The following is a 13,671-nucleotide window of genomic DNA, read 5'->3' on the forward strand; positions in this document are numbered from 1 at the left end:
TGGCCAGCCACTTGGGCAGACTGCCCAGATTGATACCCAGCATGGGGGAGGAGAGCACGGCCGCCTTGATATCATCGGGCCAGCGCTCCAGATAGCGGGCCGAGATGGCGCCGCCCATGGAGTGGGCCAGCAGGAACAGCTTGGCAGGCTGGTCCGCCATGATTATCTGGTCATGAAACTGCTTCAGATCGACCACATAATCGTCGAACTGGTCGACATATCCCTTCTGCGGGTCATCCAGCATCCGGTCGGACATCCCCTGACCACGATGGTCGATGAGATAGAGGCTGTAGCCCTGACGCCAGAGATCCCACGCCAACTCCTGATACTTGAGGTAGCTCTCGACCCGGCCATTGACGATGAGGATGGCGCGATCAACCTTCTCCTGCCGCAGCGCGGCATAGCGGATGGTGACGCCATCCTTGCCCTTGAACTCTCCTTCTATGGCATGCTGGCGCCAGAAGTCAGGCAGGGTTTGCTGGTAGAGGGTGGGCACATCGGCTTCGCTGGTGAGCTGATAGGTATTGGTCACGGCAAGGGCTCCGGCAGAAAACAGGGTCAGGGCCAACAGGGAAAGAGAGAGGGATTTCATCAGGCACACTCCTGTTGCCAATGGTGATAAAGGGCGGCGATATCCCCCGAGCAGAGTAGCGCCATGCTGGCTTGCAAGCGGGGCAGGGGCCAGTCCCACCACTGCATCTCTTGCAGCATGAGGATCTGCTCATCACTGAATCGACGGCGGATCGGCTGGGCCGGGTTGCCGCCGACTATGGTGTAAGGGGCTACATCCTTGGTCACCACGGCGCGGGTGGCGATGACGGCGCCATCACCGATGGTGATGCCGGGCATGATCATCGCTTCCGAGCCGATCCAGACATCGTTGCCAATCCGGGTGTCCCCCTTGCGCAGAAAACCGCTGCGGGCCCCTTCGCCAAAGGTGTCGGGGTTGAACGGGAAGGTGGAGACCCAATCCAGCCGGTGGCCCTGATTGCCTGCCAGCATGAAGGTGGCGCCCGAGCCGATGGAGCAGAACTTGCCGATGATCAGCCGATCCACCTCGCCCCAGAGGCCGCTCTCCCAGGTGTCGCGGGTCGAGCCATCGCCGAGCAGGTAGCGGACGCAGTGATCCTCGAACGGCTTGCCGTGGTAGTAGCCGGAGTAGTAGCTGTAGTCGCCGGCCTCTATGTTCGGGTTGGTCAGGTGATCCCGGATGATTTGCGATTCCAGCCAGCTGCCAAAAGGGTTCTCCATCACTCCTCCTGCGGATCGTCCTGCTCGCTCTGCTGCGCCCACCCTTTGCGGGTCAGCTGCATCCGTTGCCACCACTCTTCGTCCGCCAGAATTTCACCGGCCGGGCCGAGCTGAGGGTAGGGCATCTCTTTCTCTTTGCAGAGCTGGGCATAGATAGGATAACCCCCCTCGAACAGGATGCTGTTCTGCTCCTCCAGCGTGAGCGGGCAGCCGCGCTGATAGCAACCGGCCAGCTCGCGCTGGCGCTGCGCCTCGTAGAGGATGGCGGCGGCAGCCACCGAAACGTTGAGGGACTGCACCATGCCCACCATGGGAATGACGATATGGTGGTCGGCCAGGGCAAGCGCCTCTTCACCGATGCCGTGTTTCTCCTGTCCCACCAGAATGGCGGTCGGTTTGGTGTAGTCGATGGCGCGAAAATCGACCGAGCTGTCGGAGAGATGGGTTGCCAGGATCTGCATGCCGGAGGCTTTCAGCTCGGCAACGGCTGTGCCGATATCCGGGTGCAGTTTTACATCCACCCAGTTCTGGCTGCCGCGGGCGGTGCCCTTGCGCTTGTGGATCCAGGTTTTGGGCCAGACGGCGTGTACCCGGTGGATGCCGATGGCATCGGCGGTACGCACGATGGCGGCCAGATTGTGAGGTTTGTGTACCTCTTCCATGCAGACGGTCAAATCGAGCTGACGCTGGTCCAGCATGTCGGTGATGCGCTTGAAGCGTTCGGGGGTCATGGCTTGTCTCAATAAAAGCAGCAGGCGGCTTGCGCCGCCTGTGTTCAGTTCTTCTGTCGGCTCACCTTGAGCACGTTGGGCATGACGCGGATCTTGCGCATGATGTTGGCCAGGTGGATGCGGCTCTTGGTGGTGATGAGCAGGCTGACCTGATAGACCCGGCCATCCTTCTCTTCGGTGCTGATGGCGTGAATATTGGCGCCGGTGGCGGCAATCACGTTGGCCAGCTCGGCCAGCGCACCCTGATGGTTGACGATCTCGATGCTGATGCCGGTGCGGAACTCCTGTTCCTGCTCCTTGTCCACCTCCCACTGCACCGGCAGGTACTTGTCCGGCTCCTTGCTGTAGCCCTTGATGTTGCGGCAGGCTTCCTGATGGATCACCAGACCCTTGCCCGGGCTGATGTGGGCGATAATGGCATCCCCCGGGATCGGACGGCAGCAGTTGGCGAAGGTGACCAGCATGCCGTCGGCACCCTTGATCGGCATCTTCTTGCTGCTGGACTTGGGTTGCTCTTCCGGCGGCAGTTCATCCCCCAGCATGCGGCGCGCCACCATGACACTCATGGCGTTGCCGAGGCCCACATCGGCCAGCAGGCCTTGCAGGTTCTCGTGCTTGGTATCGGCGAGCACCTGCTTGATGCGCGGCTCGGGGATGTCTTCGATATTCTTGGCGCCCAGCGCATGGTTGAGCAGGCGGCGACCCAGCACCACCGACTCTTCGGTGCGCAGGTTCTTGAGGAACTGGCGGATCTTGGAGCGGGCCTTGGTGGTCACCACGAAGTTGAGCCAGGCCGCGTTGGGGCGGGCGCCCGGTGCAGTAATGATCTCCACCGTCTGACCCGAGTGCAGCGGGCTGCTGAGCGGGTAGGGGTGGCGGTCGACCCGCGAACCGACGCAGGCGTGGCCGATATCGGTGTGCACCGTGTAGGCAAAGTCCACCGGCGTGGCGCCAGCGGGCAGCTCCATGATGCGCCCTTCGGGGGTAAAGACGTAGATTTCGTCGGGGAAGAGGTCGGTTTTGACCCCTTCGATAAATTCAAAGGAGCTGCCGGCGCTCTGCTGCAATTCCAGCAGGCTCTGCATCCAGCGCTGGGCGCGGATCTGGGCGGTAGTGCCCGAGCTGTCGCCATCCTGCTTGTAGGCCCAGTGGGCGGCAACCCCTTTGTCGGCCATCTGATCCATGAACTCGGTGCGAATTTGCACCTCCACCGGTACCCCGTGCGGCCCCACCAGCGAGGTGTGCAGCGACTGGTAGCCGTTGGTCTTGGGGATGGCTATGTAATCCTTGAAGCGGCCTGGGCGCGGCTTGTAGAGGCTGTGCATCTGCCCCAGTACCCGGTAACAGGTATCTATGTCCTTCACCTTGACCCGAAAGGCGTAGATATCCATTACCTCATGAAATTGAAGCTCTTTTTTCTCCATCTTGTTGTAGATGGAGAACAGGTTCTTCTCGCGGCCACTGACCTGATGTTCGATCCCTGCCTCTTTCAGGCGACCGTTGATTTCGCTCTGGATGGAGTCGATGATCTCGCGGCGATTGCCACGGGCGCGGCGCACCGATTCGCGCAACACGCGGGATCGCATCGGATAGAGTGCCTCGAAGCCCAGCTCCTCCAGCTCGCTCTTCATGGTGTGAATACCGAGGCGGTTGGCAATGGGGGCGAAAATTTCGAGGGTTTCCCGAGCGATGCGGCGGCGTTTGTCCGGTCGCAAGGAGCCCAGGGTGCGCATATTGTGGGTGCGGTCGGCCAGCTTGATCAGAATGACCCGGATATCCTGGGTCATCGCCATCACCATCTTGCGGAAGTTCTCGGCCTGCGCCTCTTTGCGATCGCGAAATTTCAGCTTGTCGAGCTTGGAGACCCCGGCCACCAGCTCGGCAACGGCATTGCCAAACTGTTCGGCCAGATCGGCCTTGGTGACAGAGGTGTCTTCGATGACGTCGTGCAGCACGGCGGCCATCAGGGTTTCATGATCGAGGCGCATGTCACCCAGGATCCGGGCAACGGCGACGGGGTGGGTGATATAGGGTTCGCCACTGGAACGCATCTGACCCTGGTGGGCATCACGGGCCACCACATAGGCTTGCTTGAGCTTCTCGACCTGCTCTGGCGGCAGGTAGGAACTGGCTATTTCTTTAAGGTTTTCAAATAAATACAAGACAGTCCCCGCGACGGTAAAACGGCAATTCGTGGAATTGAGGGTATAGCCCTGAGTTTGCGAGGTTTTCGAGCGGTTGTAAATGGGGATGAACAGTCGGCACCCGGGCGGGTGCCAACCGGAGTAATAACTTAACCGCGGCCTTCGGCGATGGCAGCAACGGCAGCCAGCTCGGCGGCTTCCTGCTCTTGCTGCTCGTAGCGGTCCTGAGTGTCCATCACTTGATTGTTCACCAGACCCAGCTCGATCTCACGCAGGGCGATCACAGTCGGCTTGTCGTTCTCTTCGTCGACCAGGGGATCTTTGCCTTGTACCGCGATTTGACGAGCGCGGCGCGCGGCGACCAGCACCAGGTCAAAACGGTTACCTACCTGTTTTACAGCATCTTCTACAGTAACGCGTGCCATGCAGGACTCCAGTGTTTGGGCTTTCTGTATTTAGAAAAGCAGTGTTTAAAAATGACGCAAAAGTTTACTTGTTTTTGGCTTACTCTGCCAGTAGCTGTTGCAGCAAGTTTTTTTGAGCCTGTTGCTGGTGACGCATCTCCAGCCGTTGGCACTCAATAATGGACCTGAGCTGGAACAGCGCCTGCTCGAACTCTTCATTGATAATGACATAGTCATACTCGTCGTAGTGCACCATTTCGGCAATGGCTTTCGCCATCCGGCCGGCAATCACTTCGGCGCTATCCTGACCGCGCCCAATCAGGCGGCGCTCCAGCTCTTCGCGGCTGGGGGGCAGGATGAAAATGGATTTGGTCGGCATCTGCTCGCGGATCTGGCGGGCACCCTGCCAGTCGATGTCGAGGAATACGTCGATCCCCTTGGCCAGACAGGCTTCGATGGTGGCGCGTGAGGTGCCGTAGTAGTTGCCGAACACTTCGGCCCACTCCAGAAAATCGCCGCGTTCGATCAGTGCCTTGAACTCTTCCACCTGGACGAAGTGGTAGTGCACGCCGTGCTCTTCGCCCGGGCGGGTGGCGCGCGTGGTGTGGGAAACCGACAGCTGCATCTTGCCAGCTTGATTATGGTTGGTCAGCAAGGCATTGAGCAGACTGGATTTACCCGCGCCGCTCGGAGAGGAGATGATATAGAGAGTGCCTTGTTGCGCCATATTATTACCTTTAATCGAAACCGCTGTTTTGGTTGTAGCAGAGACCGCCGTCTTGTGCCCGAAAGGGAGACAGCCAAACGCAAAACGCGGAAAATGCTTGAGTCAGGAGGATGTAAAGGCGGCGGATTTTACCAGAATATGGCGAATAAAAAAACGGCCGGAATCATATTCCAGCCGATCAAAGTATTCGTTGCTTGCTGCGGGAGCGTAACCCACATCAGCCGACATTGTGCCTTTGGCTGCGGGATGAGACCATCAGGTTATCCCTGCCTGATGGCTCGGAATTCCCGAGGTGGCCTGTCACTACGGCAGCTGACGATCTGCGCAGAGGCGGTCGAACGCGGCGATCACCTGCTCGCTGGGGATGTTTCGCATGGCCTCCGGGTCCTTGAGACGGGTGCGCCAGCTCAGTTCGGCCAGCGGCTTGCCGGTCTCCTGCTCGACCAGCTCCCGATAGACGCTAACCACGTAGTCGCGGCAGAGATAAGGGCCGGTGCGTGCCGGATTGTGGTGGGCATAGAGGCCGATCACCGGCGTGCCGACAATAGTGGCCATATGGGTGGGGCCGGTATCGGGGGCCAGCACCAGACTCGCCTCGCCAATCAGCGCCAGCAGTTGCTTGAGATTGGTCTGCCCCACCAGATCGACCGGCTTGCTCTGGCTTAAGCGCTGGATGTCGGCAGCCAGATCCCGCTCCAGCTTGGCTGGCCCGCCACAGAGATAGACCTGAAAGCCCTTGTTTGCGGCGTGATCCGCCAGCGCGGCATAGCCTGCGGCCGTCCAGTTCTTGAAGGCCTTGCTGGCGGCGGCGCAGATCAGCAGGGTCGGTTGGCCGCCAATCTTCTCCCTTGCCCACGCCTGATGTTCCGCGCTGATGGGCAGTTGCCAGTCCGGGGTCAGATCCTTGATGCCGAGCTCTTTGGCGAAAGCGAGAAAACCGTCCAGCACGTGGGGGGAGGCGGGTGAAGGCACCTTGTGGTTGGTGAACAGCCACTGGCCGTCGTTGGCCCGTTCCCGATCAAACCCGAGTTTGACCTTGGCACTGATGCCGAGGGTGGCGATGCTGGCCCGCATCGCCGCCTGCAGGTGGAGCAGGGCATCGAATTTGCGCCCCTTGAGGGTCTGCCAGAGATCGCGATAGCCGCGCCACCCCTTGCTCTTGTCGAAGGGGATCACCTCGACGCCGGGCAGATCGGCAAACAGGGTCGCCTCGATTTTGCCGGTGATCCAGGTGATGCGGGTCTGTGGCCACTCCCGCTGAATGACGCGCACCAGCGCCAGTGCGTGGCAGCAATCTCCGATGGCGGAGAGTCGCAGGATACAGATGGAGGAGGGGGGCGTTTGAAATAGCGGCATGTTGTGGCGCACGGCTGGCAAAAAGGGTGGATGGCATTATGCAAACTCCCCTCTGGATTGTAAAATTGCGCTCAATCGTCAGCCAGGATAGGCCGGGCCCAGCGCCATGACCTGTCTCTGCACGTCGCTGATAAAGGCCACTATTGCGGGCATGCAGAGCGGCAGCCTCATCGCCAATTGAAAAATTGCGATCCATGACCCACCGAGCGGGATCTCCACGATGCGAGTACAGACCGAACACAACCAGATCTGCTGGTATGCCGAAGGGGCCTTTCGCGCCCCCTCTCCCCAGTTATTCGATCCTGCCTGGTGGCAGAACAACCGTCAGGTGGTGGGGACCTCCATCGGGCGGGGAGTGACCTGGTTCGTCAAGGATGAGTCCCGCCATCTGGTGCTGCGCCACTACTATCGCGGCGGCATGGTGGGCAAGGTGGTGCGGGATCGCTTCTGGTTCGAAGGGGTCGAGTCGAGCCGTGCCATGGCCGAATATACCTTGCTGGCCAAGTTGTGCGAGCTGGGGTTGCCGGTGCCGCGTCCGTTTGGTGCCCGTATGGTTAAACAGGGTCCCTTCTATCGCGCCGATATTCTGATCGAGCGGATTCGCGGTGCCAAGGACATGGTCGCCCTGCTCAAGCAGGGGCCGGTTGCCAGTGAGGTGTGGCACAAGATTGGCCAGACGGTGCGCCAACTGCACGATGCCGGGGTCTATCACGCCGATCTCAACAGCCACAACCTGCTGCTCGATAAAGAGGGCAAGATGTGGGTGATCGACTTTGACAAGGGGGCGATCCGCTCCCCGGGCGAATGGCAGAAGGCCAATCTGGAGCGGCTGTTGCGCTCCTTCAACAAGGAGTCCCAACTGCATACCAGTTTCCACTTCGTACCGGAGAACTGGCAGACCTTGATTAACGGGTATCAGGGAAAAGCGATCTGACCCTGTTGCTCGGCGTGAACGCCAATGTTACTTATTGAGCAGGTATTCAGATTCTGTTTCGGGGTGCCCCATGGAAATGCTCAAGACACCTTTGGTCGATGTGACTGCCCGGCTTGATCCGGGTCTGCTGTCTGATTCCATGATGCTGCTGGAGGCGGGGATCTGGACCTGGTCTGCCCAACAGGGACTGCACCGCGACCCCTCCTGCCTGCGCCTGCTGGGATTGGGGGAGTGCTGGCCGGATGAGCTCGGCTGGCTGGATCGGGTACATCCCGACGATGTCTCCCGGCTGGAAGATGCTCTGCTCGCCTGCCAGTGCGGCCGCAGCAGCGGTCTGCGCCTCGAATACCGCATTCTTCACCACCACGGCCACTACATCCGGCTGGAAGAGCGGATGCGCCGCGATGAGCGGGGTCATCTGCTGGGGGTCGTCCATCGTCTCGAGCCTGCTGCCGTGCTGGTGGAGGAGCGATATGGCACCGATCCGTTGACCGGACTGGAGAGTCGTGGCCGCTTCGAACAGCTTCTGGAGGAGCGGCTGGCGACCGAGAGCGGCACTTTCAGTCTGCTGCAGTTCTCGGTCGATCACATGGCCAAAATCCAGCAATTGTTTGGCGAAGCGGCTTGCGATGCCATGCTGGCCAAGCTGGCGCGTATCGTGCGCCATGCGCTGCGACAGGAAGATTCTTTCGCCCGCTGGGATGAAGACGGTTTTATCCTGATGCTCTCCCGGACCGAGCGGATGAGTGCGCTGGAGATCGCCGAGCGGCTGCGCCTCGAGATTGCCGATGCCAGCCTGCTGCCACAGCGGCCGGTCACCGTCAGCATCGGACTGGTGCAGAGTCAGGCTGGCGAGCAGCTCGATCATCTGCTGGCCCGGCTGGCCTGCTGTCACAGTCAGGCCAGGCGGGAGCACAACACCGTTGTCGGTTGAGTGCGGTCAGGGTTGACCGCGCTTGTCACGCTGGCAGATCCAGAGCGAGGCCAGCATCAGCAGGCCGCCGATGGTCAGTCGGGTCAGGTCGGTATCCTTGCCCCAGAGCAGCAGATTGACCAGCAAGCCGGCCGGAATGAGCGCATTGTTCATGATGGCCAGCACTCCGCTGGTGACCAGCGTTGCCCCCTTGTTCCAGAGGAAGTAGCCGAGGCCGGAGGCACCCACCCCCAGCCAGAGCAGAATGCCCCACTGCAACCCTGATGTCGGATATTGCGGCTTGCCCAGCAGCCACCAGGCGGGCAGTGCGATCACCAGCGCCCCCAGATAGAAGCAGCCGAACACCGCCAGTTGCGGCGGTTGCTCCGCCTCCCGTGCCAGCAGTACCTTGTAGCCCACTTGACCCAGCGCGAAACAGAGGTTGGCCCCCTGCACCACCAGAAATCCCAGCACATAACTTTCGGTCAGGCCGTCGAAGCGAATGACGGCAGCCCCGAGCACCGCCAGTAGGGCGCCCCACAGATAGGTGGGCTTGAAGCGCCCCTCCAGCAGATCGTGCAGCAGGGTGACGTAAAGGGGGGTGAAGATGGTAAAGACCAGCACTTCTGGCACCGTCAGCAGCAGGAAGGAGTGGTAGTAGAAGAGATACATGATGCCGAGCTGGATGGCACCGAGGGTCATCAACTTGGCTACCAGATCGGGGCGCAGCCAGCGGCGGCGCAGGAAGGGGAGAAACACCAGACTGGCGAGAGCGATGCGGGTCAGCACCGAGAAGTAGGCATCGACCTGACCGGCGAGGTAGACCCCGATCAGGCTGAAGGAGAATGACCAGAGCAGGGTAACCCCTATCAAGTAGTTCATGTGTTTGATTTATCGCCAGTTGTCAATTTTAAGGGGGCTATGATGGCCGAGATGGAAGCGGCAATCCAGCGTTTATGGGGGCGATTGCCACAGGTCGAAGCATTTTTCTTTACCGCCAGCAATGGCGAGGGGTCGGTGACCGACTGGAATGGTCGGGGCGAGGGACGTGTGCAGGTGACCGATCATCAGGGCGGCTGGCTGTTTAACGAGCAGGGCCGTTACATCACGCCTCATGGCAGAGAGCTCGCCATGCACAACCGTTTCTGGTGGCAGCGCAGCGAGCGGGGGATCCATCTCTCCCACCTGCGTTATGACGCGCCGGTTGAACTGTTCGAGCTGCTGTCGCAAGAGGATGGGCGCTGGCTGACCGCCGAGCCCCATCTGTGCGGGGCGGATCACTACCGCGCCGAGTTGACCGAGACGGAGGGCGGTTTTCTGTTGAGTTGGCAGATCACCGGGCCGCGCAAGAACGAGTGGCTCAGCTATCGCTATCTGGTCTGATGCAGGCAGAGATAAAAAAACCGGCGCAGAGCGCCGGTAGCTGGGGACAAATCGGAGGTTTTTTTAAAACAGTCCCAAAAACAGGAGAGATAGACTCTCGTCGCGCATTCAGAGATGGATATCAGACATTCAGGGCATAGCTCAGCATGGCCTGCAGCTTGCTATCGAAGAACCAGGGCAGCAGTACCATCAGTATCCCCAGCACGCCCGCCAGTCGTTGGTGATACTGCCAGCCGGCAATCAGAACCAGGCCGCCGCACAGGGTGGTCAGGATGCCTGACATAGGGAGACCTCGCGCTGCATGCGGCGCTGTTGCGCCCACTGGTTCATGGCAACCGAGCCGAGGATCAGAGCCAGTGCCACCCCGGTGGTGGGGTGGATCTGTTCGCCGAGGAACAGGGCGCCCAGCATCACGCCGAACAGCGGCACCAGATAGTTGCTGAAGGAGGCGAACGTCGGGCCGGCCTTCTGGATCAGCGCCATGTAGAGGAAGTAGACCAGACCGGTACAGAGGGTACCCAGCACGGTAATAGCGCTCAGGGCCTGAGTGCTCGGCAAGGTCAGGCTGCTGAGCTCAACCATGAAGGGGGCGACCAGCAGCAATTGGATTGCCGAGGAGATCAGGATATTGCGGGCGACCACGACCGGATGGTCCTTGGCGAAGCGCTTGATCATCAGCAGGCCGATGGCGAAGCAGCTGGCACCCAGCAGGATGGCCATGGCACCGAGCAGACCGGCGTTGATGCCCAGGGTGAGTTTCGGCCAGAACAGGGTGAGCACACCGGCAAAGCCGATGATCACGGAAAGCAGACCGGTTTTGGTGATTCTTTCACCAGAAATAAACAGAGGTGCGGCCAGAATGGTTACAAACGGGATACAACCCATGACCACGGCGGCGATGGCGCTATCCACATACTGCTGGCCCCAGGCGACCATGATGAAAGGGATGGTGGCATCCAGCAGCGCGATCAACATATAGGTGCGCCATGGGGTGTGCTCACTCTTGAGGTGCATGAACAGGCAGAGCAGACCCAGAGTCACGCTGCCGCACAGGGCGCGACCGGCAGCTACCAGAATGGGCGGCAGCTCGGCAACGGCCTGGTGCATGAAAATGAACTGGGAACCCCACAGCAGGCCAATGGCCAGCAATAACAGATAGCTACGCATTTGAATCTCCGATGTATCGAGTCAGCGCATTCTAGGTAATCTGTTAATATGGTAAAAATGAATTGTTGGCATTTAACTATGGTTAATATCGATGGATAGCTCCCTCGCCCGTCTCGACCTCAACCTGCTCGCCGTATTCGACATGCTGATGCAGGAACGTAACGTCACCCGCGCCGCCGAGCGGCTGCATCTCTCCCAATCCACCGTCAGTCATGCACTTGGGCGGTTGCGGGTGGCGCTGGATGACCCGCTGTTTGTGATGAGTCGGCGCGAGATGATGCCGACCGAGCGCGCCAAGGCGCTGGCCGGGCCGGTGCGCCAGGCATTGGCGATGCTGGAGCAGGGATTGCGCCAAGCCAAGGGATTCGAACCTGCCAGCGCACGGCGGATCTTCCGCATCGCTACCCCGGGTTCGGTAGAGCACGGTTTGGTGCCGATGCTGGTGGAGAGGCTTCATCGGTTGGCCCCTCACTGTCGGCTTGAGGTGTGCGAGCTGGCCGACAGCAGCTACGAGCGGGAGCTGGAGAAGGGGGAGCTGGATCTGGTGATCGGTTTTGCCGGTGCCAACCACCTCTCGCCCCGCTTGTGGCGGGAAGATTGGTTCAACAACCCGCTGGTCTGCCTGTCGCCCCTTGGTAGTAACTTGCCTGATGTGCTGACGCCGATCGAGCTGGTGAGCCGACCTCATATCAACACCTCCAGCTGGGGTCACAGTCAGGCGATGGTGGAGCTCTGGCTGGCTCGCTTCGGCGTGGAACGGGAGCTGGGCGTGCGGTTGCCGAGCTTTATGGCGGTGCCAGCGCTGATGGCAACCGGCCGCTATCTGGTGGTGGTGCCCGAGATGATCGGGCGCCACTTCTGCCGCTACTATCCGCTGCGGATGCATCAGCTGGATCCGGAGATCCCCATCGTCTATCTGATGGCGGGCCATCCGCTGACCGCCCATGACGAGGCGATCGGCTGGTTCAAGAGCCTGCTGCACCAGCTGGTGTACGACCTCTATGGCGCCGATGCGCTCGGTACCCCCGCTCAGCGGATGCTGGTGAAGTAGTCGAGCCCCATGGCGCTTTTAACCTCCGCCAAGACCTCATCGGTGATGATGCGAGCCTGCTCGGTGCCTTGATAGAGCAGTTCCAGCAGCATCTTCTTGTCGGCGATGGCCGCAGCACGGCGCTCCCGCATCGGGGCGAGTAGGGTCTGCAGACAGTCATTGAGCACCTGCTTGCAGCGCATGTCTCCCAGTCCGCCGCGCCGGTAGTGCGCCTTCATCTCGGCGACTTGCACCTTGTCGGGGTGGAAGGCATCGAGATAGGCGAACACCGTATTCCCCTCCACCTGACCGGGATCGCTCACCCTGAGGTGGTTGGGGTCGGTATACATGGCGAACACCGCCTGTTTGACCTCTTCCGCCGACATGCCGAGTTCGATGGTGTTGCCAAGGGATTTGGACATCTTGGCCTTGCCGTCGATGCCGGGCAGGCGGCCGGTGTCGCTCAGGATCGGCTGGCATTCGGTCAACACCTCTTTGCCTACCAGAGAATTGAAGCGGCGGACGATCTCGTTGGTCTGCTCCAGCATCGGCAGCTGATCCTCCCCGACCGGCACATGGCTGGCGCGAAAGGCTGTGATGTCGGCGGCCTGACTCACCGGATAAACCAGAAATCCGGCCGGCAGCGTGCGTTCAAACCCTTTCTGCTGGATCTCCGCCTTGACGGTGGGGTTGCGCTCCAGCCGGGCGACGCTGACCAGATTGAGGTAGTAGCAGGTGAGCTCGGCGAGGGCGGGCAGGGCGCTCTGCAGGCAGAAGGTGGTCTTGGCCGGGTCGAGGCCGACCGCCAGATAGTCGGCCATCACCTCCAGTACGTTGTCGGTCACCTTGGCCGGGTTGTGGCCGTTGTCGGTCAGCGCCTGCAGATCGGCGATCATCACGAACTGGCGGTAATGGTGCTGGGCCTCGACGCGCTGGCGCAGCGAGCCAACGTAATGGCCGATGTGCAGTTTGCCGGTGGGACGATCGCCAGTCAGGATAACGGGGTTGTGCATGTCACTCTCTCCAGTTGGGTGAGCCGGGAGGCGACAAAGGGATAAAAACAGTTGACCGCCTCTCGGCGGTCACGGTGTTTTCTTTGGGAAATTTACAATAGAAACGCGGTGCCGCCTGTTTAAGAGCAGCACCACCAGTAGTTGTGATTGAATGAGGTCGTATTCATGGCAAATCACACTACGCCTGTTTGATCACTTCTGCAAGGGAACGACCAGCAGCTCGCAGGGCACGATATTCATCATTACGTGTTGAAAGGCTAACCTTACGCGAACGTTCGATTACGCCTGCGGCTAATCGAACCTACGAGTTGCCCCCTTCTCCCCTCGCGGGAGAAGGGTTGGGGATGAGGGGGCGTTATGCCAACCCAAGGTCAATCTTGGGCTTCTCGATGTTTGGCACCGACCGGCATGCTCCGCAAGCCACCGCTTTCTGTAGGTTCGATTAGCGCAGCGTAATCGGACGAACGAGAGGCTTTGGTTGCGCTTGTTGCCGTGCTGGCGGGAGAATCCATTTACGCGAACGTCCGATTACGCCTGACGGCTAATCGAACCTACGGGCTGGGGATCAAGAGACGGGCATCCCATTTTTCATCTCCACCCGCTCTCGGTGAATGGTTA

Annotated in this window: 15 protein-coding genes; 4 read left to right on the top strand and 11 right to left on the bottom strand. The window is 60.3% G+C overall.

The annotated features are described in order from the left end of the window. The 7 genes from ACRAUW_RS12795 to ACRAUW_RS12825 all read right to left on the bottom strand — a co-directional run. Positions 1-592, bottom strand: a 592-nt coding sequence (locus ACRAUW_RS12795) for an alpha/beta fold hydrolase (protein ID WP_431362576.1), incomplete at its 3' end; no start/stop codon positions are given. After that, complete coding sequence (locus tag ACRAUW_RS12800; protein ID WP_005355745.1) at positions 592-1,251, bottom strand: CatB-related O-acetyltransferase; 660 nt, start codon at positions 1,249-1,251, stop codon at positions 592-594. The genes ACRAUW_RS12800 and ACRAUW_RS12795, both read right to left, overlap by 1 nt. Beyond that, positions 1,251-1,982: a tRNA (guanosine(18)-2'-O)-methyltransferase TrmH gene (gene trmH, locus ACRAUW_RS12805; RefSeq protein WP_431362577.1), complete on the bottom strand. Its 732-nt coding sequence runs from the start codon at positions 1,980-1,982 to the stop codon at positions 1,251-1,253. The genes ACRAUW_RS12800 and trmH overlap by 1 nt, the downstream gene beginning before the upstream one ends. Before the next feature lie 44 nt (positions 1,983-2,026). Next, complete coding sequence (spoT, locus tag ACRAUW_RS12810) at positions 2,027-4,144, bottom strand: bifunctional GTP diphosphokinase/guanosine-3',5'-bis pyrophosphate 3'-pyrophosphohydrolase (protein ID WP_431362578.1); 2,118 nt, start codon at positions 4,142-4,144, stop codon at positions 2,027-2,029. Positions 4,145-4,275: 131 nt separating this feature from the next. Then, entirely contained in the window at positions 4,276-4,551 is a 276-nt protein-coding gene (gene rpoZ, locus ACRAUW_RS12815) for a DNA-directed RNA polymerase subunit omega (RefSeq protein ID WP_005307060.1), read from the bottom strand. A gap of 79 nt (positions 4,552-4,630) precedes the next feature. Continuing rightward, entirely contained in the window at positions 4,631-5,257 is a 627-nt protein-coding gene (gmk, locus tag ACRAUW_RS12820; RefSeq protein WP_421209830.1) for a guanylate kinase, read from the bottom strand. A 303-nt stretch (positions 5,258-5,560) separates the two neighbouring features. After that, the gene (locus ACRAUW_RS12825) at positions 5,561-6,613 is read right to left on the bottom strand and encodes a glycosyltransferase family 9 protein (RefSeq protein WP_431362579.1); all 1,053 of its coding nucleotides are present in this window, start codon (positions 6,611-6,613) and stop codon (positions 5,561-5,563) included. A 220-nt stretch (positions 6,614-6,833) separates the two neighbouring features. Between ACRAUW_RS12825 and ACRAUW_RS12830 the strand changes: the two genes are divergently transcribed. Together ACRAUW_RS12830 and ACRAUW_RS12835 are read left to right on the top strand one after the other, a co-directional pair. Then, a complete protein-coding gene (locus ACRAUW_RS12830) occupies positions 6,834-7,547 on the top strand; it encodes a 3-deoxy-D-manno-octulosonic acid kinase (RefSeq protein WP_431362580.1) in 714 nt (237 codons plus the stop codon). 70 nt (positions 7,548-7,617) lie between these two features. After that, a complete protein-coding gene (locus ACRAUW_RS12835; protein WP_431362581.1) occupies positions 7,618-8,481 on the top strand; it encodes a sensor domain-containing diguanylate cyclase in 864 nt (287 codons plus the stop codon). A gap of 6 nt (positions 8,482-8,487) precedes the next feature. Here the strand turns inward: ACRAUW_RS12835 and ACRAUW_RS12840 are convergent, their stop codons facing one another. Then, positions 8,488-9,342 (bottom strand): carboxylate/amino acid/amine transporter, encoded by an 855-nt coding sequence (locus tag ACRAUW_RS12840; protein WP_431362582.1) that lies wholly within the window; start codon positions 9,340-9,342, stop codon positions 8,488-8,490. Between the two features lie 42 nt (positions 9,343-9,384). Here ACRAUW_RS12840 and ACRAUW_RS12845 point away from each other — a divergent pair, with 42 nt between their 5' ends. Then, positions 9,385-9,843, top strand: a complete 459-nt coding sequence (locus ACRAUW_RS12845; protein WP_431362587.1) for a DUF6314 family protein — start codon at positions 9,385-9,387, stop codon at positions 9,841-9,843. A gap of 121 nt (positions 9,844-9,964) precedes the next feature. On the opposite strand, the gene ACRAUW_RS12850 is transcribed toward ACRAUW_RS12845, so the two are convergent. Together ACRAUW_RS12850 and ACRAUW_RS12855 are read right to left on the bottom strand one after the other, a co-directional pair. Continuing rightward, positions 9,965-10,126: a hypothetical protein gene (locus ACRAUW_RS12850; protein ID WP_431362583.1), complete on the bottom strand. Its 162-nt coding sequence runs from the start codon at positions 10,124-10,126 to the stop codon at positions 9,965-9,967. Then, entirely contained in the window at positions 10,111-11,010 is a 900-nt protein-coding gene (locus tag ACRAUW_RS12855) for a DMT family transporter (RefSeq protein ID WP_431362584.1), read from the bottom strand. Before ACRAUW_RS12855 ends, ACRAUW_RS12850 begins: the two co-directional genes overlap by 16 nt. A 91-nt stretch (positions 11,011-11,101) precedes the next feature. Between ACRAUW_RS12855 and ACRAUW_RS12860 the strand changes: the two genes are divergently transcribed. Further along, positions 11,102-12,061 carry a LysR substrate-binding domain-containing protein gene (locus ACRAUW_RS12860; RefSeq protein WP_431362585.1) on the top strand — a complete coding sequence of 320 codons (960 nt, stop codon included), beginning with the start codon at positions 11,102-11,104 and terminating at the stop codon, positions 12,059-12,061. Here the strand turns inward: ACRAUW_RS12860 and trpS are convergent. Continuing rightward, positions 12,040-13,053, bottom strand: a complete 1,014-nt coding sequence (trpS, locus tag ACRAUW_RS12865) for a tryptophan--tRNA ligase (RefSeq protein ID WP_431362586.1) — start codon at positions 13,051-13,053, stop codon at positions 12,040-12,042. The genes ACRAUW_RS12860 and trpS overlap by 22 nt on opposite strands. Between the last annotated feature and the right edge of the window lie 618 nt (positions 13,054-13,671).

Source organism: Aeromonas sp., assembly GCF_050633025.1.
Lineage (GTDB): Bacteria > Pseudomonadota > Gammaproteobacteria > Enterobacterales > Aeromonadaceae > Aeromonas.

Bases quoted from the DNA above. Each gene is read 5' to 3' on its own strand.
- gmk (WP_421209830.1), bottom strand. From the start codon at position 5,257: ATGGCGCAACAAGGCACTCTCTATATCATCTCCTCTCCGAGCGGCGCG.
- ACRAUW_RS12825 (WP_431362579.1), bottom strand. From the start codon at position 6,613: ATGCCGCTATTTCAAACGCCCCCCTCCTCCATCTGTATCCTGCGACTC.
- ACRAUW_RS12840 (WP_431362582.1), bottom strand. From the start codon at position 9,342: ATGAACTACTTGATAGGGGTTACCCTGCTCTGGTCATTCTCCTTCAGC.
- trpS (WP_431362586.1), bottom strand. From the start codon at position 13,053: ATGCACAACCCCGTTATCCTGACTGGCGATCGTCCCACCGGCAAACTG.
- ACRAUW_RS12855 (WP_431362584.1), bottom strand. From the start codon at position 11,010: ATGCGTAGCTATCTGTTATTGCTGGCCATTGGCCTGCTGTGGGGTTCC.
- ACRAUW_RS12860 (WP_431362585.1), top strand. From the start codon at position 11,102: ATGGATAGCTCCCTCGCCCGTCTCGACCTCAACCTGCTCGCCGTATTC.
- ACRAUW_RS12830 (WP_431362580.1), top strand. From the start codon at position 6,834: ATGCGAGTACAGACCGAACACAACCAGATCTGCTGGTATGCCGAAGGG.
- trmH (WP_431362577.1), bottom strand. From the start codon at position 1,982: ATGACCCCCGAACGCTTCAAGCGCATCACCGACATGCTGGACCAGCGT.
- ACRAUW_RS12845 (WP_431362587.1), top strand. From the start codon at position 9,385: ATGGCCGAGATGGAAGCGGCAATCCAGCGTTTATGGGGGCGATTGCCA.
- ACRAUW_RS12850 (WP_431362583.1), bottom strand. From the start codon at position 10,126: ATGTCAGGCATCCTGACCACCCTGTGCGGCGGCCTGGTTCTGATTGCC.
- ACRAUW_RS12835 (WP_431362581.1), top strand. From the start codon at position 7,618: ATGGAAATGCTCAAGACACCTTTGGTCGATGTGACTGCCCGGCTTGAT.
- rpoZ (WP_005307060.1), bottom strand. From the start codon at position 4,551: ATGGCACGCGTTACTGTAGAAGATGCTGTAAAACAGGTAGGTAACCGT.
- ACRAUW_RS12800 (WP_005355745.1), bottom strand. From the start codon at position 1,251: ATGGAGAACCCTTTTGGCAGCTGGCTGGAATCGCAAATCATCCGGGAT.